Genomic DNA, 21,467 nt, shown 5'->3' with positions numbered 1-21,467 from the left:
GACGTTCAGTCTGTGTATCGAACCGGTATTCTCAGGATAGCCGGTTTCCCTTCTGGCCGAAGCTCCCCCCACGGTCGGAGCGCCCGATGAGAGCGGCCGAGAGGGCGGCGAGGCACATCAGGGCGAAGGGCAGGTCGCCGAAACGGGCGTAGAAGGTGCGGCCCGGGAGCCGCTGCGGCAGGGCTGAATCGAGCACGCCCTCGGTGCCGAGCGGCAGGCTCGCCAGGATGCGGCCGTGGCCGTCCACCACCGCCGAGATGCCGGAATTGGCGTCCCGCACCAGCGGCAGACCCTCCTCCACCGCGCGCAGGCGCGCCTGGGCGAAGTGCTGGCGCGGCCCCGGCGTGTCGCCGAACCACGCGTCGTTGGTGAGGTTCAGGATCAGGCCCGGCACCGCGGGCGCGGCATCGTCCGGGACGGGCGGCAGGATCGCGCCGGGAAAGATCGCCTCGTAGCAGATCGTCGCCGCCACCGGCGGCAGACCCGGCACGGCGAGGATGCGCTGGCCCTCGCGGCTGCCTGCGGTGAAGCCGCCCGGTACCGCCACGAACTGGCGCAGCCCCACCGCCCGCAAGGCGGCGTCGAGCGGCCCCGGCAGGTACTCCCCGAAGGGCACCAGATGGACCTTGTCGTAGACCTCGCCGATCCGGCCGCCGGGGCCGATCGTCAGGATGGAATTGTGGAACACCGCGTTCTCGCGGGTCAGCGGCTCGCGCCCCCGCGCCGCGCCGGTGACGAGCTGCTTGCCCTCGGGAAGCGCCGTGCCGATCCGCCCGAGCGCCTGCGGGTCGCGCTGGATCAGGAAGGGAAAGGCCGATTCCGGCCAGATCAGGTGGGTCACGTCGCTGATGCCGGTGCGCTCCGGCGAGAGCGCCCGGTCGCTCATCTCCAGATACTTGCCGACAATCTCGTCGCGCATGTCGGCGCGGAAGCGCGCGTCCTGGGGCACGTTCGGCTGGATCAGCCGCAGGCGCACCCCCGCCACGGTCGGGTCCGGGCTTGAGGGAATCCGCGCGGCGCCGTAGCCGGCGAGCAGCGCCAGAGTTGCCAGCGCCGCGAGGGCGGGGGCGAAGCGTCCGCGCGTGGTGGTGCCGGTGGCGAGGGTCGCGGGGGCGGCGGCGATCGCCACCGCCAGCAGCGTCAGGCCGTAGAGGCCGACGAGGGAAGCCGCCTGCATCGTCCACAGGTTGCTCCCGAGCGCCATGCCCAGCGTGTTCCACGGAAACCCGGTGAACAGGTGTCCGCGCAGCCACTCGGCGGAGGCGAGAGCGACGGCGAGGGCGGCGATCCGGCCGGAGCCGCGCGACCAGACCAGCCGCGCGGCGGCGAAGCCGGCGGCGAAGAACAGGGCCAGCACGGCGGGCAGGCCGAGCACGCCGAGCGGCATCGCCCAGGCGAACTGGTCCGCCTCCACCAGGAAGGCGGCGCCGAGCCACCACAGGCCGGCGGTGAAGTACCCGAAGCCCCAGGCCCAGCCGATGCCCGCGCAGCTCAGCAAGGTACGCCGGAGCGAACCGCCGACACCCGCGCCGTCGATCAGCCAGACGGCGAGGGCGAGCGAGACGACGAGGGCCGGGAACAACCCGTAGGGCGGCATCGCCACAGCGCCGAGGGCGCCCGCCGCCACCGCCCAGGCGAACCGGCCCCAGCCGTGGCTGAGGATGACCCGATGGGCCAGGGCGTCGAGGAGGCCGGTGCGCGCCGCGGCCGGGCGCGTGCCGTCGTCGGCCGTGCCGACGGAGGCCGTTCTCATAGGCGTCCTCTGGTCGTCCTCGTGGGCCGGGTCATGCCCGGCGGGATCGTCGCGGGATCAGTGACCCGATTCGGCGGCCTGAGGTCCCTCCGGCGGGGACGGCGCGCGGGGCGGCGGCAGGGCGAGGGGCACGACGGTGCCGATCTTGGCCGGCGCCCGCTGGAGCTTGATCCGCTTCACCCGACGGGGATCGGCGTCGAGTACCTCGAACTCGAGATCGCCGGGGCCGGCGATCACCTCGCCGCGGGACGGCACGCGGCCGGCGAGCGTCACGATCAGGCCGCCGATCGTGTCGATCTCCTCGGCCATCTCGCCCACCGCCGCGACGAGATCGACGCCCGTGGTCTCGGCCACTTCGGCGAGGCCGGCACGGGCATCGGCCACGAAGGCCTCCGCCTCGCCCTCGAGCCGGTGGACGAGGTGACCCTCGGCCACGTCGTGCTCGTCCTCGATGTCGCCGACCACCATCTCGATCAGATCCTCGATCGAGATCAGGCCGTCGGTGCCGCCATACTCGTCGATGACGAGGGCCATGTGGGTGCGGGTCGCCTGCATGCGCACGAGCAGGTCGATCGCCGGCATGGAGGGCGGCACGAACAGCACCGGGCGCTGGATCCGGGTGGAGGCGAGGGTCGCCGAGAGATCGACCTTGCCGAGGTCGAGCCCGCGCAGGGCCCGGGATGCGCTCTGGCGCCGGGGCCGCGGGGCGGGCTTGGCCTCCGCCGCCGCGTCGGGCGCGGCGGCCGTCGCCTGCGCCGCGGCCTGCGGCGATGCGCGGCGCGGGCCGGCCTCGGCCTTGGTGGCGAGGTACTCCACGAAGTCGCGGATGTGGACCATGCCGCGGGGATCGTCGAGCGTCTCGCCGTAGACCGGCAGGCGCGAATGCCCTGCGGTGCGGAACAGCTTGAGCAGATCGCTGAGGCTCGTCTCGACGGCGACGGCAACGATGTCGGCGCGGGGCACCATCACGTCATCGACCCGCACCTTGTGCAGGCCCAGCACGTTCTTGAGCATGGCCCGTTCGAGGGGCGAGAACGCATCCTCGCCGGTATCGGGCTCGGCCAGCGCCTCCTCGATGCCGGCACGCAGGGAATCGCGCGGGCGCAGGTGGAAGACGCTGAGCAGACGATCATACCACGCCTCGCGGGGTGGCGATTCGGCGTCGGCGGTCGGCGCGGCAAGGGCCGCGCCGCGACTTCGGTCGTTGGTCATCGGTCTCTGTGTTGAAGGGGTCGGGACGGCCGGACCGGCCGCGATTCACCCGTCGTAGGGGTCGGGGATGTCGAGAGTACGAAGCGCGGCGATTTCGAGCGCCTCCATGGCCTCGGCCTCTGCCTCGCCGGTCTCGTGGTCCTGTCCGAGGAGATGAAGGGTGCCATGGACCAGGAGATGGGCGAGATGATGCGCCAGCGGCTTCGATTGCTCGCCAGTCTCGCGCACGAGCGTCTCATACGCAAGGACGACATCGCCGAGCGGGCGCGGCGCGCCGGGATGGGAGGGTTGCACGGGCGCAGGGAAGGAGAGGACATTGGTCGCCTTGTCCTTGCCACGCCATGTGCGGTTCAGCACCCGCACGGCCGCGTCGTCGGTCAGCAGGACGCTGACTTCCATGGGGCCGGAGGGCGAATCGGGAGCGATGGCGAGCCCCGCTTCGACGGCGCGGATCACGAAGGCTTCGAGGTCGGGCAAAGCTTCTTCCCAGCGGGGATCCTCGACGGCGACGTCGATCTCGGCTTCGGGTCGGCTCACGGAACGCTCGGCTCGCAGGACAGGGATCCCGTCTATCATTGCCGCGCGCCGGGCGCGACAGCCCGTGTTGCTCGCGTCCGGCTTCGATGGGCAAGGCTCGAATTCTTCGTCTTCCCTGAGATTCCATGGATTTGTGCGCCGCAATAACTGCGCTGCACAAAGTGGGTATCAATCATTATCGTTCAACTTCGCGGTTGAAGCGGTTCCAAGCTGCGCGGGACGTTTGCGCTCCACGCTGAAGTTTGGCAATCAAGTTCCGCTCTTTCAGGGAGGGCGCCTCAAAGAACCGAGCAACACGTCCCGTGGCCATCCCGGCCAAGCTCGGCAACCATCATCACAATCCAAGGACGCACGAATGACCGCACTCTTGCTGATCATCGTGGGCGGGCTTTGCGCCGTCGCCTACGGTGTCGTGACCATCCGCGACGTGATGCGACGGGACGCGGGAACGCAGCGCATGCAGGAGATCGCCGGCGCCATTGCCGAGGGTGCCCAGGCCTATCTCAAGCGCCAATACGCCACGATCGGCCTCGTCGGCATCCTCCTGTTCGCCCTTCTCGCCTACTTCCTCGGGATCAAGGTCGCCATCGGCTTCCTGATCGGCGCGGTGCTCTCGGGCGCGGCGGGCTTCATCGGCATGAACGTCTCGGTGCGCGCCAATGTCCGCACCGCGCAGGCCGCGACGCAATCCCTCGGCGGTGGTCTCGACGTGGCGTTCAAGTCGGGCGCGGTCACCGGCATGCTGGTGGCGGGCCTCGCGCTGCTCGGCGTGGCGCTCTACTACCTCTACCTCACCCGCGGCGCCGGGCTGGCGCCGGGCAGCCGCGAGGTGATCGACGCGCTGGTGGCCCTGGGCTTCGGCGCCTCGCTGATCTCGATCTTCGCCCGGCTCGGCGGCGGCATCTTCACCAAGGGCGCCGATGTCGGCGGCGACCTCGTCGGCAAGGTCGAGGCGGGGATTCCCGAGGACGATCCGCGCAACCCCGCCACGATCGCGGACAACGTGGGCGACAATGTCGGCGATTGCGCCGGCATGGCCGCCGACCTGTTCGAGACCTACGCGGTCACCGTCGTCGCCACCATGGTGCTCGCCGCGATCTTCTTCGCCGGCAATGCCGCGGTGCTCGAGAGCATGATGCTCTACCCGCTCGCCATCGGCGCGGCCTGCATCGTCACCTCCATCGCCGGCACCTATGCCGTCACCCTCGGCGCCAACCAGTCGATCATGGGGGCGCTCTACAAGGGTCTGATCGCGGCGGGCGTGCTCTCGGTCGCGGCGATCGCGGCCGTGAACTTCGCGCTGTTCGGCGGCTTCTCGACCACCTTCACGACGAATACCGGACTGACCTTCTCCTCGGGCGGCCTGTTCGGCTGCGCGGTGCTCGGCCTCGTCATCACGGCGCTGATCGTCGTCATCACCGAGTATTATACCGGCACCAACTTCCGGCCGGTGAAGTCGATCGCCGAATCCTCGGTCACCGGCCACGGCACCAACGTGATCCAGGGGCTGGCGATCTCCCTCGAATCGACGGCGCTGCCCGCGATCATCATCGTGGCCGGCATCATCGCCACCTACGCGCTGGCCGGGCTGTTCGGCATCGCCATCGCGGTCACCGCGATGTTGGCCTTGGCCGGCTTCATCGTGGCGCTCGACGCCTTCGGCCCCGTCACCGACAATGCGGGCGGCATCGCCGAGATGTCCGGCCTGCCCTCCGACGTGCGCAAGGCAACCGACGCGCTCGACGCGGTGGGCAACACCACCAAGGCCGTCACCAAGGGCTACGCCATCGGCTCGGCCGGCCTTGGAGCGCTGGTGCTGTTCGCGGCCTACACCTCGGACCTGAACTACTTCATCGCCAATGCCAGCCCGACGCAGTACCGCTTCTTCCAGGGCGTCACCGTCGATTTCTCGCTCTCCAACCCCTACGTCGTCGTCGGCCTGCTGCTGGGCGGCCTGATCCCGTTCCTGTTCGCCGGCATGGCGATGACGGCGGTGGGCCGCGCCGCGGGCGCGGTGGTCGAGGAAGTCCGCCGCCAGTTCCGCGAGAAGCCCGGCATCATGCAGGGGACCGACCGGCCCGATTACGGCCGGGCCGTCGACATGCTGACCCGGGCGGCGATCAAGGAGATGATCATCCCCTCGCTGCTGCCGGTGCTGATGCCGGTCGTGCTGTTCTTCGTGATCCAGGCGATCGCGGGCAAGGGCCAGGCCTTCGCCACGGTGGGCGCCTCCCTGCTCGGCGTGATCCTGACCGGCCTCTACGTCGCGATCTCGATGACCTCCGGCGGCGGCGCCTGGGACAACGCCAAGAAGTACATCGAGGACGGTCATCACGGCGGCAAGGGGTCCGACGCCCACAAGGCGGCGGTGACCGGCGACACCGTCGGCGATCCCTACAAGGACACGGCGGGGCCCGCCGTGAACCCGGCGATCAAGATCACCAACATCATCGCTCTGCTGCTTCTGGCGATCCTGGCGCACGCCTGATCCCGGCGACCGAGAACGAGGGGGCTGCCATCGGAGCGGCAGCCCCCTCGCCTGCATCCGGACACGAATCCCTCATGGGAACCGCCCCGCCTCCGGTGGCCGGCCCGCCGTTTCGACGAATGGCAGGACCCCGGACGGAGATGACGGTCCCTCCGGGCCGTGGCTCTCCGGTCAGGTCTCGCGGGAGGCAGTCTTCAGGGACGCTCTCCTGGTCGCGGCGCCCCGCTCGTACCAGCCCTGGCTCCGGTTCACGATCCAGACGACCGAGAGCATGACCGGAACCTCGATGAGGACGCCGACCACGGTCGCGAGCGCCGCGCCCGAATGGAAGCCGAACAGGCTGATGGCCGCCGCCACCGCGAGCTCGAAGAAGTTCGAGGCGCCGATCAGCGCCGAGGGGCCGGCGACGCAATGCTGCTCGCCCGCTGCGCGGTTCAGGAGGTAGGCCAGCCCCGAGTTCAGGTAGACTTGGATCAGGATGGGCACCGCCAGCAGTCCGATCACCGCCGGCTGCGCCAGGATCTGCTCGCCCTGGAAGCCGAACAGCAGGACCAGGGTGGCGAGCAGCGCCACGAGCGACACGGGGCCGAGCCGGGCGAGAAGCCGGTCGAGGCCGGCCGGCCCGCTCGAGGCGAGGAGGCTCCGGCGCACGAGCTGCGCGATGATCACCGGAATGACGATGTAGAGTACCACCGACAGCACCAGCGTGCCCCAGGGCACGGTGATCGCCGAGAGCCCTAGCAGCAGGCCGACGATGGGCGCGAAGGCCACCACCATGATGGTGTCGTTGAGCGCCACCTGGCTCAGGGTGAAATGAGGTTCCCCTCGGGTCAGGTTCGACCAGACGAACACCATGGCCGTGCAGGGCGCCGCCGCCAGGATGATGAGCCCGGCGATGTAGCTGTCGATCTGGTCGGCGGGCAGGGAGGGCCGGAACAGGACGCCGATGAACAGCCAGCCGAGGGCGGCCATCGAGAACGGCTTCACGGCCCAGTTGATGAAGAGCGTCACGCCGATGCCGCGCCAGTGCCGGCCGACATGGCGCAGCGAGGCGAAGTCGATCTTCAGCAGCATGGGAATGACCATGAGCCAGATCAGGATCGCCACCGGCAGGTTCACCCGGGCGATCTCGGCGGCGCCGACGGCGTGGAAGACGCCCGGCATGACGTGGCCGAGTGCGATGCCGGCCACGATGCAGAGGGCGACCCAGAGGGTCAGGTAGCGCTCGAAGGTGCTCATGGTGCCTCAGGCGGTGGCGACGCGGCGGCCGTGCTCGTCGACGACGCGCTCGCCGTCCTCCTTCACGAACGCACCCTGCTGGGCCGGGAGCAGGTCCAGCACCGCCTCGGACGGTCGGCACAGGCGCACGCCCTTCGGGCTCACCACCAGCGGGCGGTTGAGCAGGACCGGATGCGCCGCGATGGCATCGAGAAGCTGGTCGTCGGTCAGCGCCGGGTCGGCGAGGCCGAGTTCGGCGTAGGGCGTGCCCTTCTCGCGCAGCGCGTCGCGCACCGTGAGGCCGGCGCGGGCGAGCAGTTGCCAGAGGAGCGCGCGGTGCGGCGGTGTCTTCAGGTACTCGACCACGTGCGGCTCGATGCCGGCGTTGCGGATCATCGCCAGGGTGTTGCGGGACGTGCCGCAGGCAGGGTTGTGGTAGACGACGACGTCGAATGCCTCAGGCATGGGCGGTGTCTCCGGTCGTGCAATCGCAGGCGGACAGGGCGGCGACGGCCGGGGCGCAGACTTCCGGCCGGCCCCCGCAGCAATCGCGCATCAGGAAGGCGATCAGGTCGGACAGGGAGGCATAGGCGGCGCTGTAGATGACCGACTTGCCCTCGCGCCGGGAGGTGATCAGTCCGGCATGCGAGAGTTCCTTCAGATGGAAGGACAGATTGGTGCTCGCGATCCCGACCTCGGCCGCCAGCGCGCCGGCGGCGAGACCGTCCGGCCCGGCGGTGACGAGGGCGCGCACGACCCGGAGCCGGTGCTCCTGACCGAGGGCGGCGAAGGCCGCGAGGGCTTGCCGTTCATCCATGGATGATCCATCAATCCAACTTTTGTTGAAACGTATGGGATGACCGCAGCGTGGACAAGCCCCAGCAGCCGTTCGCCGACGGGATGCCGAATCTTTCCGAGGCACATGTCGAGGTGCCGACTTCGGAGCGGGTGGAGGCGTCGGCGCCGTTGGCGCACGCACCCCGCTTCTTGATCCTCTACGGCTCGCTTCGGGAGCGGTCCTTCAGCCGCTTTCTGGCCTACGAGGCCGCGCGACTGCTGGAAGCCATGGGCGGCGAGGTGCGCATCTTCCACGCGGACGGGCTGCCGCTGCCCGACGACGCCACCGCCGAGCATCCGAAGGTCCAGGAACTGCGCCAGCTCTCGATCTGGTCCGAGGGGCAGGTCTGGGTCAGTCCGGAGCGGCACGGCACCCTGACCGGCGTCATGAAGAGCCAGATCGATTGGTTGCCTCTCAGCGAGGGCTCCGTGCGCCCGACGCAGGGTCGTACGCTGGCGGTGATGCAGGTCTCGGGCGGCTCACAGAGCTTCAATGCCGTGAACAGCCTGCGCATCCTCGGGCGCTGGATGCGGATGATCACCATCCCGAACCAATCATCGGTTCCGATGGCCTTCAAGGAGTTCGACGATGAGGGCCGGATGAAACCGGGTCCGCTCTACGACCGGGTCGTGGACGTCTGCGAGGAACTGATGAAGTTCACGCTCCTGACCCGCGGACGGGCCGATTACCTCGTGGATCGCTATTCCGAACGGAAGGAGCGCGAGCCGGAGCAGTTGAAGGCGGTCGCCGCGGATATCGGCTTCGCCAAACGCTGATGGCCTGACCGTCCTGGCGCGGGGCCGCCGCATAACCCAATGATGGGACAGGCCTGAACAGACAAGAACCCGCCGCGGTCCTCCGCGGCGGGTTCTTGTCCGTCAGGACGCAGGACGTCCCGAAAGATCAGTCGCAGGATTCCTTGGTGACGGTCTTGCGGTCGCCGACGTCGTTCTCCTTCGTCACCGTCTTGCTGGAGCAGCCGGTGCTGGTGCTGTCGCGGCGCTCGACCGTGGTCGAGGAGGTGGTGGCGGGGCGATCGACCACGACCCGATCCGGCGCGTCGCGCTCGATCACGGTGGTCTGAGCGCTGGCGCCGGTGAGGCCGGCGAGGGTCAGGGCGGCGGCGGCGAGAAGAGTGTTCCGCATAGCGTCCTCCGAGAGGGGTGAAAACTGCGCTCTCAACGACGCGGGAACCTCAACCGTTCCAGCCTGTTCGCATCGTCCGTACGCTCGCCCGTCCCGGTCTGTTGCAGCAGGAGGCCTCGGGCGTGGCGCGGCGGAGCGATGCCGACGATCTCCGCCCGTTCCGCCCGGCCTGCAGCCTCGCGGCGCAGCCCCGTCGGGCGCCCGATACGGATGCGTCCCGTGCCCTGTCAGGCCCCCGTTCGGCTCCGCCCGGAGCGCAACCGGATGCGCGAGCGGGGGCTGGGCTCGATGGATCGGATTCCGGTCCGGCGGATGCCAACGCTATCGTGAAGGAGCTTGGCCGGAGAAGCGCCGGTTGCTGGGACGAACGACGTTCCCGCTTCGAGGCTTCCCGCCATGATCAGAACCTCCCTCGCCCTCGCCGCCCTGCTGCTCGCCGGCACGGCGGCCTCCGGTCCGCCCGCCTACGCCCAGGGCGCGGCGGGCGGGGCGCAGCTCACCAAGGTGGCGGGTTTCGAGCATCAGGTGACCGGCGTCACCGTCGCCCGCGACGGGCGCATCTTCGTGAACTTCCCCCGCTGGAGCGAGGACGCCCCGGTCTCGGTCGCCGAGCTGAAGGACGGCAAGCCGGTCCCCTATCCCGACGAGAGCTGGAATTCCTGGCGCAACGCCCGCGCCGACGAACTCTCGCCCAAGGACCATTTCGTCTGCGTGCAGAGCGTGGTGGCGGACGCGCAGGATCGGCTCTGGGTGGTCGATGCGGCCTCTCCCGCCATGGCCCATGTCATCAAGGATGGTCCGAAGCTCGTCGGGATCGATCTGAAGACCAACAAGGTCATCAAGACGATCCCCTTCGACACGAGCGTCGCGCTTCAGGGCTCTTACCTCAACGACGTGCGCATCGCGCCCGACGGCAAGACCGCCTATCTCACCGATTCCGGCGCGGAGGGCGCCCTGATCGTGGTCGATCTCGACAGCGGCGCGGCCAAGCGCCTGCTCGCGGGCGATCCCTCGACTATGCCGGACAAGTCGGTGACCGTGACCTATGACGGCAAGCCCCTGCGCCGGCCCGACGGGCGCGGCGTGAACTTCTCCGCCGACGGCATCGCCCTGTCGGGCGACGGCAAGACGCTGTACTGGCAGGCGATCAAGGGCAAGACGCTCTACAGCCTGCCGACCGACGCCCTCACCGGCTGGGCCGCGTCCTCCCTCGTGCCCGAGGCGCTCTCCGACAAGAGCCTGTCGGGCAAGGTGACGAAGGTCGGGGAGAACGGCGTCGCCGACGGCCTCCTCATCGGCCGCCGCGACGGCCGGATGTACGTGACCTCGCCGCAGGACGATTCCGTGAAGGTGCGCGACCTGTCGAAGGCGGATGCCCCGCTGACGACGCTGGTGAAGGATCCGCAGCTGCGCTGGCCCGACACGTTCAGCGAGGGGCCCGACGGCACGATCTACGTCACGACCTCGCACATCCAGGATTCGGCCGATTACAAGCCCGGCGCCCCGGTGAGCCTGCCGACCGAGCTGTGGGCGATCAAGCCGGGGGCGGGCGACGCGACCGGTTCGACCGGGCCGGCACGCTGATCGCAGGGGGCTCGTCCCCTCCCCCTTGCGGGGAAGAGAAGGCGGACGGTGGCTGCCTCATACGGCCACCGTCTCGCCCGCCCCGACCAGCCGCGCCCGCAGCGGCTGCGCCCGGCCCGTCAAGGTCACTTCGGTCAGGTCGCCGGGCTCGATCCCGGCGGCGCGGTAGACCGCCTCGGAGACGATGGCCACCTGCCCCATCGGCTTGGTCAGCGCCTCCAGCCGTGCCGCGACATTGATCGTGTCGCCCAGCGCGGTGAAGCGGGCATCGGCCTCGTCGCCGAGTTCGCCGACGATGGCGGTGCCCGCATGCAGTCCGATGCCGTAGCGCAGACGCTCGCCGAGATCGGCGGCGAGCGTCCGGTTCAGCCCCTCGAGTTCCGCGGCGACGGCATCGACCGCGTCGAGGGCGGCGCGGGCGGCCCGGCGCGGGTCGCCGTCGAGGCCGAACAGGGCCATCAGCCCATCGCCGAGATGCCGGTTCACGCTGCCGCCCTGCGCCCGCACCGCGTGGCCGACGGCGCCGAGGAAGCGGTTGATGACGAAGACCGTATCGTAGGCGAGCCGCTCCTCGGCCAGCCGGGTCGATCCGCGCAGGTCGGCGAACAGCACCACGACGAAGCGTTCCTCGCCCGCCCCGGCCCGCTCGGGCGCGCCCGCCTGCGCGCCCTGGGACTGGGGCGTGAACAGGGGCACCACCGTCAGGTCGCGATCCGGCCGGAGCTGGCAGGCGAGCCGGATGCCGGGGCTCGCACCGATCCGGTCCAGCACCGCCCGCTCGGTCCGTTCGGGCGGGGGCAGGAACCGACCGCGCTCGCCGTCGACGACGCGGATGCGGCAGGTCGAGCAGCGCCCCCGCCCGCCGCAGATGCTGGCATGCGGGATGCGCCCGCGCCGGCTCGCCTCCAGCACGCTCGCCCCCCGCGGCACCCGCACCATCCGCCCGTCCGGATAGGTGACCCGCACGAGGCCGCCGCGCGCCTCCATCAGCGTGCGCAGGCCGCGGGCGAGGAGGACGAGGACGAGGGCGCCCGCATAGGCGCCGAACACAAAGCGGCGGATCGCGGACAGCCGCTCGGCCTGCGCCGCATCGCCGATGTGCCGGGCATCGAACACCCGCTCGCGCCAAGCCGGATCGGCGGCGGCGAGCGCCACGGCCCGTCCGCCCTGCACCGCCCCGAGAAGCGCCAGCACCGGCACCAGCACCGCGCCCGCGAGCAGCCAGGGGGAGAAGCGCGGATAGGCCGGCTTCAGCCGGAGCCAGAAATGGAGGCCGAGGCATCCGTGCAGCCAAGCGGCGAGCAGACCCAGCGTCAGCGAGACGCCGCTGCCCCCCGGGCTCGCGACCCAGAACGCCCAGAGCACCTGCGGGTAGTCCCGCTCCAGTCCCTCGGCGCTCCAGGCGATGCGGGTGCCGACGACGTGGTTGAGCAGCAGCAGCGGCACCGCGAGTCCGAGGATCAGCTGAGCCGTCTCCCCCGGCCGCAGCCGGAACAGCCGCCGCTCGTAGAGGGCCCGCAGACCGAGGGCGAGATGGGCGAGGAGTGCGCCGTAGAGCAGGAACAGGGCGGGCGGGTTGCGCCAGAGGGCGACCTTCACCGCCAGTCCCGCCTGAAGGGCGCCGAGCGAGACGTTGCCGAGCGCGTGGCAGAGGAGATGGCTGAGCACGTAGGCGAACAGCACGAGGCCGCTGGCCAGGCGGATCTGGCGAAGGGTCGGGCGCCAGGTCGGACGAAGGACGCGGCGCGCCGAGGCTGGCCGTCCGCCCGCCGCGTCTGCCACCTGCCCCACGGCGAAGAACTCCCCTGCCCCTAACCCCCCGTCTGCCACGACCGGCCGGCCCGCGCGAGGGGGCGATCGCGCGGGCCGGCATCCCGCGCGATCCGAGCGGATGCGCGTGAGCTGTCCGCCTCTAGTGAACGCTCGGGGCCGGATGGGACACGGGCGCCTCGTCGCGCGGGCCGACGAAGCGGCCGAGCCCGCGCCCGATCAGGCTCCCGAGGCTGTCCATCAGCAGGAACACCGCCGGCACGAAGACCAGCGAGAGCAGGGTCGAGACGATGAGGCCGGCGATCACCGCCACCGCCATCGGCGCGCGGAACTCGCCGCCGATGCCGAAGGCCATGGCCGAGGGCACCATGCCGGCCGCCATGGCGATGGTAGTCATCACGATGGGCCGCGCCCGCTTGCGGCCGGCATCGACGATCGCCGTGACCCGATCGACGCCCGCCCGCATCTCCTCGACGGCGAAATCGACCAGCATGATCGCGTTCTTGGTCACCAGCCCCATCAGCATCAGGATGCCGATGACCACCGGCATCGAGATCGGCATCTTGAAGATCAGGAGGCCGAGGATGGCGCCGCCGATGGAGAGCGGCAGCGAGAACAGGATGGTGAGCGGCTGGAGGAAATTGCCGAACAGCAGGACCAGCACCGCGTAGACCATCATGATCCCGGCGCCCATCGCCATGAGGAAGCCGGAAAACACCTCCTGCATGATCTCGGCATCGCCGACTTGGCGGATCGTCACGCCCGGCGGCAGGTTCTTCGCCGTGGGCGTATTCAACGCTTGCTCGATGAGCGAGCCCAACGCGTCGGAGCCCTCCATATTGGCTTCCACCGCCACGCGCACGACGCGGTCGTAGCGCTCGATGGCGCCCGGCCCCTGGTCGAGTTCGATGTCGGCCACCGCGGCGAGGGGCACGGCGGTGCCGTTCTTGGCCGGTACCTTGAGGTTCTCCAGCCGCGCGACCGCGCCGCGGGCGCTCTCGGGCAGCTGCACCCGGATCGGAACCTGCCGGTCGGCGGCGTTGAACTTGGCGAGGTTCAGGCCGATGTCGCCGATCGTGCCGACGCGCACGGTCTCGGCGATGGTGTCGGTCGAGACGCCGAGATCGGCCGCCGCACCCTCCTTCGGGCGGATCCGCACCTCCGTGCGGTTGAGGGGGGCGGTCGACATCACCGAGACGAGGTGCGGGATCGCCGCCATGTCGCGCTGGAGCCGGGCGGCGACCTCGCTGACCACGGTGACGTCCGGCCCGCCGACGACCAGGGCGAGATCGCGCTGGCCGCTGTCGCGCAGGGTCCAGGAGCGGATGTCGGGCTCGTCGGCGAGCAGGCCGGCGATCTCGGTCTCGAGCGTCCACTGGCGCTTCACGCGCTGGTTCTTCGGCTTGAGATTGACGATCAGCGTCGCGAGCCGCGTCTCCTTCTTGCCGCCGGCCTGCCGTCCGCCGTCGACGAAGACCGAGACCACCTCGGGCAGCGCGCGGATCCGCTCCACCACCCGGTCGGCGACCGCGATCGTATCGGGCAGCCGGGCGCCGGGGGCCAGTTCGAGCATGAACAGGGTGCGGGCGTTGTCCTGCTTGGGGATGAAGCCCGAGGGCAGCAGCTTGGTGGAGGCGAGCGAGCCGACGAACAGCGCGAGCCCGACGAACAGCGTGATCCACTTGTGGCGCACCGACCAGCCGACGAGGCGGCCATAGGCGCGCATCACCGGGCCTTCCTTCTCGTCCGCATGGCCGTGGTCGCGCAGGAAATAGGCGGCGAGCAGCGGCGTGATCAGCCGCGCCACCAGCAGCGACATGAACACCGACACCGCGATGGTGAGGCCGAACTGGATGAAGTAGCGCCCGGCGATGCCGCCCATGAAGGAGACGGGCGCGAACACCGCGATCAGCGTCGCCGTGATGGCGATGACCGCCAGCCCGATCTCGTCGGCGCCCTCGATCGCCGCGCGATAGGGGGATTTGCCGAGCCGCATGTGCCGGACGATGTTCTCGATCTCGACGATGGCGTCGTCGACGAGGATGCCGGTCACCAGGGTGATGGCGAGCAGGCTGATGCCGTTGAGCGTGAAGCCCAGCGCATCCATCGCCCAGAAGGTCGGGAAGACCGAGAGCGGCAGGGCGATCGCCGCGATCAGGGTGGCGCGCCAGTCGCGCAGGAACAGGAACACCACGATGACCGCGAGCAGCGCCCCCTCGATCAGGGTGTGCATGGCGGAATCGTAGCTGCCGATGGTCGCCGCGACCGAGGAATCGATCGTCTCGAAGCGGATATCGGGATAGCCCTCGCGGAATTCCGCGATCTTCGCTTCCACGCCCTTCGCCACTTCCGCGTCGCTGGCGCCGGAGCCGCGGGAGACCGAGAAGGCGACCACCGGTTCGCCGTTGAAGCGGGCGAAGGTGCGCGGCTCCTCGATCCCGTCCTCGACCGTGGCGAGATCGTCGAGGCGCACCTTGCGACCGCCGGGCAGGACGATGGAGGTGGCCTTGAGGTCGCGGATGGTGCGCGAGGCGGCGAGGGTGCGGATCGACTGTTCGCGCCCGCCGATCTCGCCGCGCCCGCCCGCCATGTCGGCGGAGGTGGCGCGCACCTGCCGGTTCACTTCCGCCGCGGTGATGCCGAGCGCCAGCAGCCGGTCGGGCTGGGGCGTGATGCGGATCTCGCGGGCGACGCCGCCGACGCGCTCGACGCCGCCGACGCCCTTCACCCCCTGGAGCGTGCGGGCGACCTTGTCCTCGACGAACCACGACAGCTCGGCCGGCGTCATCGCGGGCGCCGTGACGCCGTAGATCAGGATCGGCAGGCCGGTGATCTCGACCCGCTGGATCACCGGCTCGTCGATGGTGCGCGGCAGGTTGATGCGGATCTTCGAGATCGCATCCTTCACGTCGTTGACGGCGCGGTCGGTGTTCACCTCGAGCCGGAACTCGACCGTCGTGACCGAGGAGCCTTCGGTGATCGCCGAGGTGATGTGCTTGACGCCCCTCACCCCCGCGATCGAATCCTCGACCCACTTGGTCACCTGGGTCTGCAATTCGGAGGGCGCCGCGCCCCCCTGCGTGATCGTGACCGAGACGATCGGCACGTCCACGTTCGGCATGCGCGTGACCGCGAGCCCCCGGAAGCTGACGAGGCCGAGTACGATCAGCACGAGGAACAGGACGAGGGGCGCGATCGGGTTGCGGATCGCCCAGGCGGAGACGTTCAGGCGCATCGGGGCGACCCGTTCAAGGATTCAAGACAGGGGCGGACGCGCGTCAGCGCGCGTCGGCGGTGGCCTGCGGCGCGGGGGCGGCGGCGACTGTCGGCGTTCGTGTGGTGACGGAGATCGGACGGACCCGGTCCCCATCCCGCAAGAAGCTGCCGGCGCGGGCGACGACCCGCTCGCCCTCGTTGAGACCCGCGCGGATCTCGATGTCGTCGTCGTCGGACAGGCCGGTGCGGACCTCGCGGGATTCCACCCGGTCCTCGGCGACGACGAGGACGGAGCTGCGCTTGCCCCCGCCATAGAGCACGGAGGCCTGGGGCACGGTGACGCCGCGGGTGCGGGCGAGTTCGACCGCGCCGCGCACGAAGGTGCCTATGCGCAGGCGCGGATCGGGATCGAGGCGCACGCGCACCTTGCCGAGCCGGCTCGCCCGGTCGACCTCCGGATAGACGACGCGGACGCTGCCCGCGATGCGCTCGCCCTCGCCGATCTCGATGAAGGCGGGCGAGCCCTCGCGCAGGAGCGGCAGCTTGGTCTCGATGACCTCGCCCTCCAGCTCGATCTCGCCGCGGGCGATCAGGCGGAACAGCGGCTCGGCGGACGAGGATGCCGACATGCCGATGCGGGCTGTGCGGCGGCTGACGATGCCGGCCTCCGGCGCACGGATTTCCGTGCGGGCGAGGCGCAGTTCGAGCTCGGCCTTCACCGCCTGCGCCTGGGCGAGGTCGGCCCGGGCGATCGAGAGGCCGTTGCGGGCGAAGGTCAGCTTGCCCTCGGCCTGGCGCAGCAGGGCGGTGCGGTTCTCCATCACGGCCGCCGTGGCGTTGCCGGTCTGCATGAGCGACTTGGCCCGCTCGAACGAGAGGCGCGCTTCGGTCTCGGCGGCCTCGGCCTGCTCGATGCTCGCCTGAGCCTGCGGCAGAGCGGCGGACGCCTTCTCGACGAGCGCCGCCTGCTGCGCGAGCTGGCGGTCGATCAGGTCGCGGTTGAGGCGGGCGAGCACCTGACCCTTGGCGACGCGCGTGCCCTCCTCCACCAGCAATTCGACGATGCGGTAGCCGTCGATCTCCGGGCTGACCAGGATCTCGTCGCGGGGCACCAGCGTCCCGGTGACGACGACGCGCTCGACGATCTCGCGGCGCGCCGCCTCGACCACGCTGACCGCGGGCAAGCGCGGCGTCGCGGGTGCCGGCACCTCGGCGCGCGCGGCGGGTGCGGCGGCGATGGCGAGCGCCGTCGCGGTGAAGAGAAACAGGCGGCGGGCGGCTCTCATCAGGCAGCCTTCTCGGCGGCGGGGACCGGACCGGCGAAGCCCGCATCGATCAAGGCGAGCAGTTGCCGGATCGCCGGACCGGCATCGTAGTCGGGAATCAGCGCCCGGCTGACGATCAGCCCCTTCATCAGGGGGGCGACCGCCTCGAACAGGCCGACAGCATCGCATCCCGGCGCGATGGCCGAGAACGTCTCGATGAGCCACATGCGGCCCTCTTCGTCCCCGCGCGCGATCATGGCGCCGATGGCCGGATTGCGCGTCGCCTCCCCCCAGAGGTCGAGGCGCAGGATCGCCGCGCCGCGGGTCATCTCGGAGAAGTAGGTCGCGAGGATGCCGTTGAGGACGCCGCGACGGTCGCCGGCCCGCTCCAGCATCTCGACTAGGACGGCACCGCGCTCACGGTCGCGCTCGGCGAGGCCCAGGACGACGGCCTCCTTGGAATCGAAGTAGCGGTAGATGTTGCCGGGGCTCATCGCCGCCTCGCGGGCGAGATCCTGCATCGTCGTCCGGTGGAAGCCGTTGCGCACGAAGCAGGCTTCCGCCGCGTCGAGGATGTGCGCCCGCCGCGCCGCCTGCGCGGAGGTCGGCTCGATCGGAGCCGCGGTGACGGCGCCCAGGCTCATGACGCCCGCGCCAAGTCGAGGCCGGCGCGGTCCGCGGCGCCGGGCAGCACGGCGCAGGCGCGGGGCTGGAGGTCGAGATCGGCGCAGAGCCGGGCCTGCCAGCCCGTGGCACCCGCGCCGGTCCAGCCGATCAGCGCCAGCCAGCCGAGCGCCACCACGGCGCAGAGGGCGAGGTTGGCCGGGGTGCAGACGTCCCGGACCACGCGCAGGGCCAGCATCCCGAGACGGTTCGGGCGGGCCGAGGGCATTTCCCAACGATGATCGAGAGACGGGCTCACCGGCACCTCCTGCGCTGTGAAGATTGATAGTGAACGTTCATTCTCATGTCAATGAACGTTCATTCTCATGCTCGGGCATGCGGTGCGGCCGAGCACGTTCGGCATCAGCTGTGGCCGCGATGCGACGCCGGATGAACCCTCGGCGGCAGGCGGGCGGAGCAGGGCCGCCCTCCCCTTTCGCATCGGGGCCGCGTCGGGTTAGGCCGTGCCATGGCGACCTCGGAATGGCGCTCGTCGCGCAACGCATCGGCCCGCGCCCGTCTGGAGCGCTCCCTGCGCCCGGGCTTTCCGGCCCATGTCCTGCACCATGCGCTCAGCCGGCCGCTGACCCCGCCGACGCCGAGCCGGGCGGTGGCGAGCTATTGGCGCCATCACGTGCTGCGGGCCGACCGCCTCGCCCGCGCCCTCGCCGCCCGTTCCGGTGCGCCCGAGGGCTGGACGTGGCAGGTGGGACGCGGCGAGGGGTTGCCGACGAGCTTCCGGGTGCCGCCCGCACCCTTTCGCGAGGAGCGTCACGCCCCCGGCCCCGGCGCCTGCCGGATCTGCGGGCAGGCGGTCTTCCGCTTCGGCTGGCATCGAGACCTCGCGGGCGACGGCGCGCCGAGCCGCCGCGCATCCTGGCACGCCGCCTGTGTCGTGGCCTGGGAGTTCTGGTGCGCGCCGAGCGACCACCTCAAGGAATTGAAGGCGCGCCAGCGCCATCGCTGCGCTGTCTCCGGCAAGCGCCTGCTGCGGGGCGCGGAGGTCGATCACCGGCTCCCGCTCTACCGGGTCTGGCGCGAGGAGCGCGACCTGCCCTGGCCGTTCCTGCTGGCCTATTGGGGCGCGCCGAACCTCCAGGTCGTCAACCGCGCCGGCCATGTCCTGAAATGCCGCGAAGAATCGGACGAGCGCGCCGCCCTGCGCCGGGGGGCGCTGCTGGCCGCGCCGGACGACGATCTGCCCTGATCGGCAGGACTGCGAGTGCAAGCCCCATCCTCGCCGTCATGGCGAGGCGCTGACGAGCGGCCTCTTCAGGACGACGGAGGGAGGAAGGCCGGCCTTCGGCCCATCATGCGGCGGCCGGCGCCCTCCCCCGATCCGCTTCCGCCTTGCGTCTCGCCGCCAGCGCCTTATCCCCGTGGCCCCGACGAATCTGCCGCCGCGATGGAGAGCCCTGGATGGCCGTGACGAAGACCGTGAACGGGCTCATCGCCGAGGAACTCGGGGTGCGCGAGGGACAGGTCGCAGCGGCGGTCGAACTGCTCGACGGCGGCTACACCGTTCCCTTCGTTGCCCGCTACCGCAAGGAGGCGACCGGCTCCCTCGACGATGCGCAGCTGCGCACCCTCGCCGAGCGCCTCGGCTACCTGCGGGACCTCGCCGAGCGACGCGCCGCGATCATCGAGAGCGTCCGGTCGCAGGGCAAGCTGACGCCGGAGCTGTCGGCGGCGATCGCGGGCGCCGAGACCAAGGCGCGGCTCGAGGACATCTACCTGCCGTTCCGCCCGAAACGCCGCTCCAAGGCGCAGTCCGCCCGCGAGGCCGGCCTCGCGCCCCTGGCCGAGACGCTGCTGGCCAAGCCCGAGACGCCTCCCGAGCGGGCGGCGCAGGGCTACGTCGCCGCCGACAAGGGCGTCGAGTCCGCCGAGGCGGCGCTGGAGGGCGCCCGCGCCATCCTGATCGAGCGCTTCGCCGAGGATGCCGACCTGATCGGGCGCCTGCGCGAGGATTTCTGGAAGTCCGGCGAGGCGGTCTCGCGGGTGCGCAAGGGCAAGGAGGCGGCGGGCCAGAAGTTTTCGGACTATTTCGACTGGCGCGAGCGCCTGGAGCGGATGCCCTCGCATCGGGTGCTGGCCCTCTTCCGCGGCGAGGCCGAGGAGGTGCTGGAGATCGGGCTCGCGGCGGAAGGCGAGGATTCGCCGTCCGGCATCCCCGGCCCGTTCGAGCTGGCGATCTGCCGCCGCCACGCCGTCTCGGCCCGTGGACGCCCGGCCGATGCGTGGCTCATCGAGACGGTGCGCGTGGCGTGGCGCACCAAGATCCGCACCGGCATCAAGGCGGACCTGCGCACCCGCCTGTTCGAGCGGGCGGAGGATGCCGCCGTGAAGGTCTTCGCCGGCAATCTCAAGGATCTGCTGCTGGCCGCCCCCGCCGGCGGCCGGGCGACGCTCGGGCTCGATCCGGGCTACCGCAACGGCGTGAAGGCGGCGGTGGTCGATGCCACCGGCAAGGTGCTCGCCGTCGAGACGACCTATCCGCACGAGCCGCAGCGGCGCTGGAACGAGGCGGTCGCGGCCCTGTCGAAGCTCTGCCGCCGCCATAGGGTCGAGCTGATCGCGGTCGGCAACGGCACCGCCTCGCGCGAGACCGACAAGCTCGCCGCCGAGATCCTCTCGGCCAACCCCGATCTGTCCATGGCCAAGGTCATGGTCTCGGAAGCCGGCGCCTCGGTCTATTCGGCCTCCGCCATCGCCTCCAAGGAATTGCCCGACCTCGACGTGTCGCATCGCGGCGCCGTCTCGATCGCAAGGCGTCTTCAGGATCCGCTGGCCGAACTCGTGAAGATCGACCCGAAATCCATCGGCGTCGGCCAGTACCAGCACGATATCGGCGAGCAGAAGCTGTCGCGCTCCCTCGACGGCGTGGTCGAGGATGCGGTGAACGCGGTCGGCGTCGACGTGAACACCGCCTCGGTGCCGCTGCTGGCGCAGGTCTCGGGTCTCGGAGAGTCGGTCGCGACCAAGATCGTGGCCCATCGCGACGGCAACGGCCCGTTCCGCACCCGCGCCGCGCTCAAGAAAGTGCCGGGGCTCGGGCCCAAGACCTTCGAGCTGGCCGCGGGCTTCCTGCGCATCCCCGACGGCACCGATCCGCTCGACCGGTCCGGCGTCCATCCGGAGGCCTATCCGGTGGTGCGGCGCATCCTGGAGGCGACGAAGAGCGACATCAAAGTGCTGATCGGCAATGCGGCCGTTCTCGGCGGGCTCTCACCGGAGCGCTTCGCCGACGAGCGCTTCGGCGTGCCGACGGTGCGGGACATCATCGCCGAGTTGGAAAAGCCCGGCCGCGATCCCCGCCCCGCCTTCAAGACCGCGAGCTTTCAGGAGGGGGTCGAGAAGATCTCCGACCTCAAGCCGGGGATGCAGCTGGAGGGCGTCGTCACCAACGTCGCGGCCTTCGGCGCCTTCGTCGATATCGGCGTCCACCAGGACGGGCTGGTCCACATCTCGGCGATGGCGCGCCGCCGCATCGCCTCGCCCTCCGAGGTGGTGAAGGCCGGCGACGTGGTGCGGGTGCTGGTGCTGTCGGTGGACGTGCCGCGCAAGCGCATCGGCCTGTCGATGCGCCTCGACGATCCGGTGGACGGGACGCCGGCGGCGCCGCGGAGCGCCGGGCCGCGGCCGGCTCCGGTGGCGCAGCGGCCCGCGCCGCAGGCCTCCCAGCCGGAGCGCGGTGGGGCGCTGGCCGATGCGTTCCGCCGGGCGAAGGGGCAGCCGCCCGGACGCTGAGGCGCGTCTCCTCCCCACGAGGGGGAG

General features: G+C 70.8%; 17 protein-coding genes. 5 read left to right on the top strand and 12 right to left on the bottom strand.

Features of this window, described 5'->3' with window-relative positions; all coding sequences use genetic code 11:
• Positions 1–31: 31 nt before the first annotated feature.
• From lnt to ybeY, 3 genes are read right to left on the bottom strand one after another with little or no spacing between them, the layout of a single operon-like run.
• Complete coding sequence (lnt, locus tag MFF26_RS21565) at positions 32–1,753, bottom strand: apolipoprotein N-acyltransferase (protein ID WP_238308514.1); 1,722 nt, start codon at positions 1,751–1,753, stop codon at positions 32–34.
• Between the two features lie 57 nt (positions 1,754–1,810).
• Positions 1,811–2,965, bottom strand: coding sequence for a hemolysin family protein (locus MFF26_RS21560; RefSeq protein WP_238308513.1), 1,155 nt, complete (start codon positions 2,963–2,965; stop codon positions 1,811–1,813).
• 45 nt (positions 2,966–3,010) lie between these two features.
• On the bottom strand, positions 3,011–3,502 hold the full coding sequence (gene ybeY, locus MFF26_RS21555) for an rRNA maturation RNase YbeY (RefSeq protein WP_238308512.1): 492 nt from the start codon (positions 3,500–3,502) through the stop codon (positions 3,011–3,013).
• 355 nt (positions 3,503–3,857) lie between these two features.
• Between ybeY and MFF26_RS21550 the strand changes: the two genes are divergently transcribed.
• On the top strand, positions 3,858–5,990 hold the full coding sequence (locus MFF26_RS21550) for a sodium-translocating pyrophosphatase (RefSeq protein ID WP_238308511.1): 2,133 nt from the start codon (positions 3,858–3,860) through the stop codon (positions 5,988–5,990).
• A gap of 171 nt (positions 5,991–6,161) precedes the next feature.
• Here the strand turns inward: MFF26_RS21550 and arsB are convergent, their stop codons facing one another.
• Genes arsB through MFF26_RS21535 form a run of 3 tightly spaced genes read right to left on the bottom strand, consistent with a single transcriptional unit; the run spans position 6,162 to position 8,025 of the window.
• Entirely contained in the window at positions 6,162–7,229 is a 1,068-nt protein-coding gene (arsB, locus tag MFF26_RS21545) for an ACR3 family arsenite efflux transporter (protein ID WP_137831666.1), read from the bottom strand.
• A gap of 6 nt (positions 7,230–7,235) precedes the next feature.
• Positions 7,236–7,673 (bottom strand): arsenate reductase (glutaredoxin), encoded by a 438-nt coding sequence (gene arsC / locus MFF26_RS21540; protein WP_137831667.1) that lies wholly within the window; start codon positions 7,671–7,673, stop codon positions 7,236–7,238.
• Positions 7,666–8,025 carry an ArsR/SmtB family transcription factor gene (locus tag MFF26_RS21535; protein WP_137831668.1) on the bottom strand — a complete coding sequence of 120 codons (360 nt, stop codon included), beginning with the start codon at positions 8,023–8,025 and terminating at the stop codon, positions 7,666–7,668. The genes arsC and MFF26_RS21535 overlap by 8 nt, the downstream gene beginning before the upstream one ends.
• Positions 8,026–8,075: 50 nt before the next feature.
• Between MFF26_RS21535 and arsH the strand changes: the two genes are divergently transcribed.
• Positions 8,076–8,822, top strand: coding sequence for an arsenical resistance protein ArsH (arsH, locus tag MFF26_RS21530; RefSeq protein WP_137831669.1), 747 nt, complete (start codon positions 8,076–8,078; stop codon positions 8,820–8,822).
• 127 nt (positions 8,823–8,949) lie between these two features.
• On the opposite strand, the gene MFF26_RS21525 is transcribed toward arsH, so the two are convergent.
• Positions 8,950–9,192 carry a hypothetical protein gene (locus MFF26_RS21525; protein WP_137831670.1) on the bottom strand — a complete coding sequence of 81 codons (243 nt, stop codon included), beginning with the start codon at positions 9,190–9,192 and terminating at the stop codon, positions 8,950–8,952.
• Positions 9,193–9,588: 396 nt separating this feature from the next.
• Here MFF26_RS21525 and MFF26_RS21520 point away from each other — a divergent pair, with 396 nt between their 5' ends.
• Complete coding sequence (locus tag MFF26_RS21520) at positions 9,589–10,776, top strand: L-dopachrome tautomerase-related protein (protein WP_137831671.1); 1,188 nt, start codon at positions 9,589–9,591, stop codon at positions 10,774–10,776.
• Between the two features lie 57 nt (positions 10,777–10,833).
• Here the strand turns inward: MFF26_RS21520 and MFF26_RS21515 are convergent, their stop codons facing one another.
• The 5 genes from MFF26_RS21515 to MFF26_RS21495 all read right to left on the bottom strand — a co-directional run bounded on the left by MFF26_RS21515 (position 10,834) and on the right by MFF26_RS21495 (position 17,919).
• A complete protein-coding gene (locus MFF26_RS21515) occupies positions 10,834–12,567 on the bottom strand; it encodes an adenylate/guanylate cyclase domain-containing protein (RefSeq protein WP_137831672.1) in 1,734 nt (577 codons plus the stop codon).
• 121 nt (positions 12,568–12,688) lie between these two features.
• Positions 12,689–15,781, bottom strand: a complete 3,093-nt coding sequence (locus MFF26_RS21510; RefSeq protein WP_238308510.1) for an efflux RND transporter permease subunit — start codon at positions 15,779–15,781, stop codon at positions 12,689–12,691.
• A 43-nt stretch (positions 15,782–15,824) separates the two neighbouring features.
• Positions 15,825–17,048, bottom strand: a complete 1,224-nt coding sequence (locus MFF26_RS21505) for an efflux RND transporter periplasmic adaptor subunit (RefSeq protein ID WP_137830652.1) — start codon at positions 17,046–17,048, stop codon at positions 15,825–15,827.
• Positions 17,048–17,671 (bottom strand): TetR/AcrR family transcriptional regulator, encoded by a 624-nt coding sequence (locus MFF26_RS21500; RefSeq protein ID WP_137830651.1) that lies wholly within the window; start codon positions 17,669–17,671, stop codon positions 17,048–17,050. Before MFF26_RS21500 ends, MFF26_RS21505 begins: the two co-directional genes overlap by 1 nt.
• Positions 17,668–17,919, bottom strand: coding sequence for a hypothetical protein (locus tag MFF26_RS21495; RefSeq protein ID WP_373324516.1), 252 nt, complete (start codon positions 17,917–17,919; stop codon positions 17,668–17,670). Before MFF26_RS21495 ends, MFF26_RS21500 begins: the two co-directional genes overlap by 4 nt.
• A 240-nt stretch (positions 17,920–18,159) precedes the next feature.
• Here MFF26_RS21495 and MFF26_RS21490 point away from each other — a divergent pair, with 240 nt between their 5' ends.
• Both MFF26_RS21490 and MFF26_RS21485 read left to right on the top strand, forming a co-directional pair.
• Positions 18,160–18,897: a hypothetical protein gene (locus MFF26_RS21490; RefSeq protein ID WP_137830650.1), complete on the top strand. Its 738-nt coding sequence runs from the start codon at positions 18,160–18,162 to the stop codon at positions 18,895–18,897.
• 212 nt (positions 18,898–19,109) lie between these two features.
• On the top strand, positions 19,110–21,440 hold the full coding sequence (locus MFF26_RS21485) for a Tex family protein (RefSeq protein ID WP_137830649.1): 2,331 nt from the start codon (positions 19,110–19,112) through the stop codon (positions 21,438–21,440).
• Positions 21,441–21,467: the final 27 nt, after the last annotated feature.

The organism is Methylorubrum suomiense, assembly GCF_022179765.1.
In the GTDB taxonomy this organism is placed as follows: Bacteria; Pseudomonadota; Alphaproteobacteria; order Rhizobiales; family Beijerinckiaceae; genus Methylobacterium; species Methylobacterium suomiense.
The sequence above is the reverse complement of the archived record's forward strand: the minus strand, read 5'-3'. Positions and strand labels throughout refer to the sequence as shown.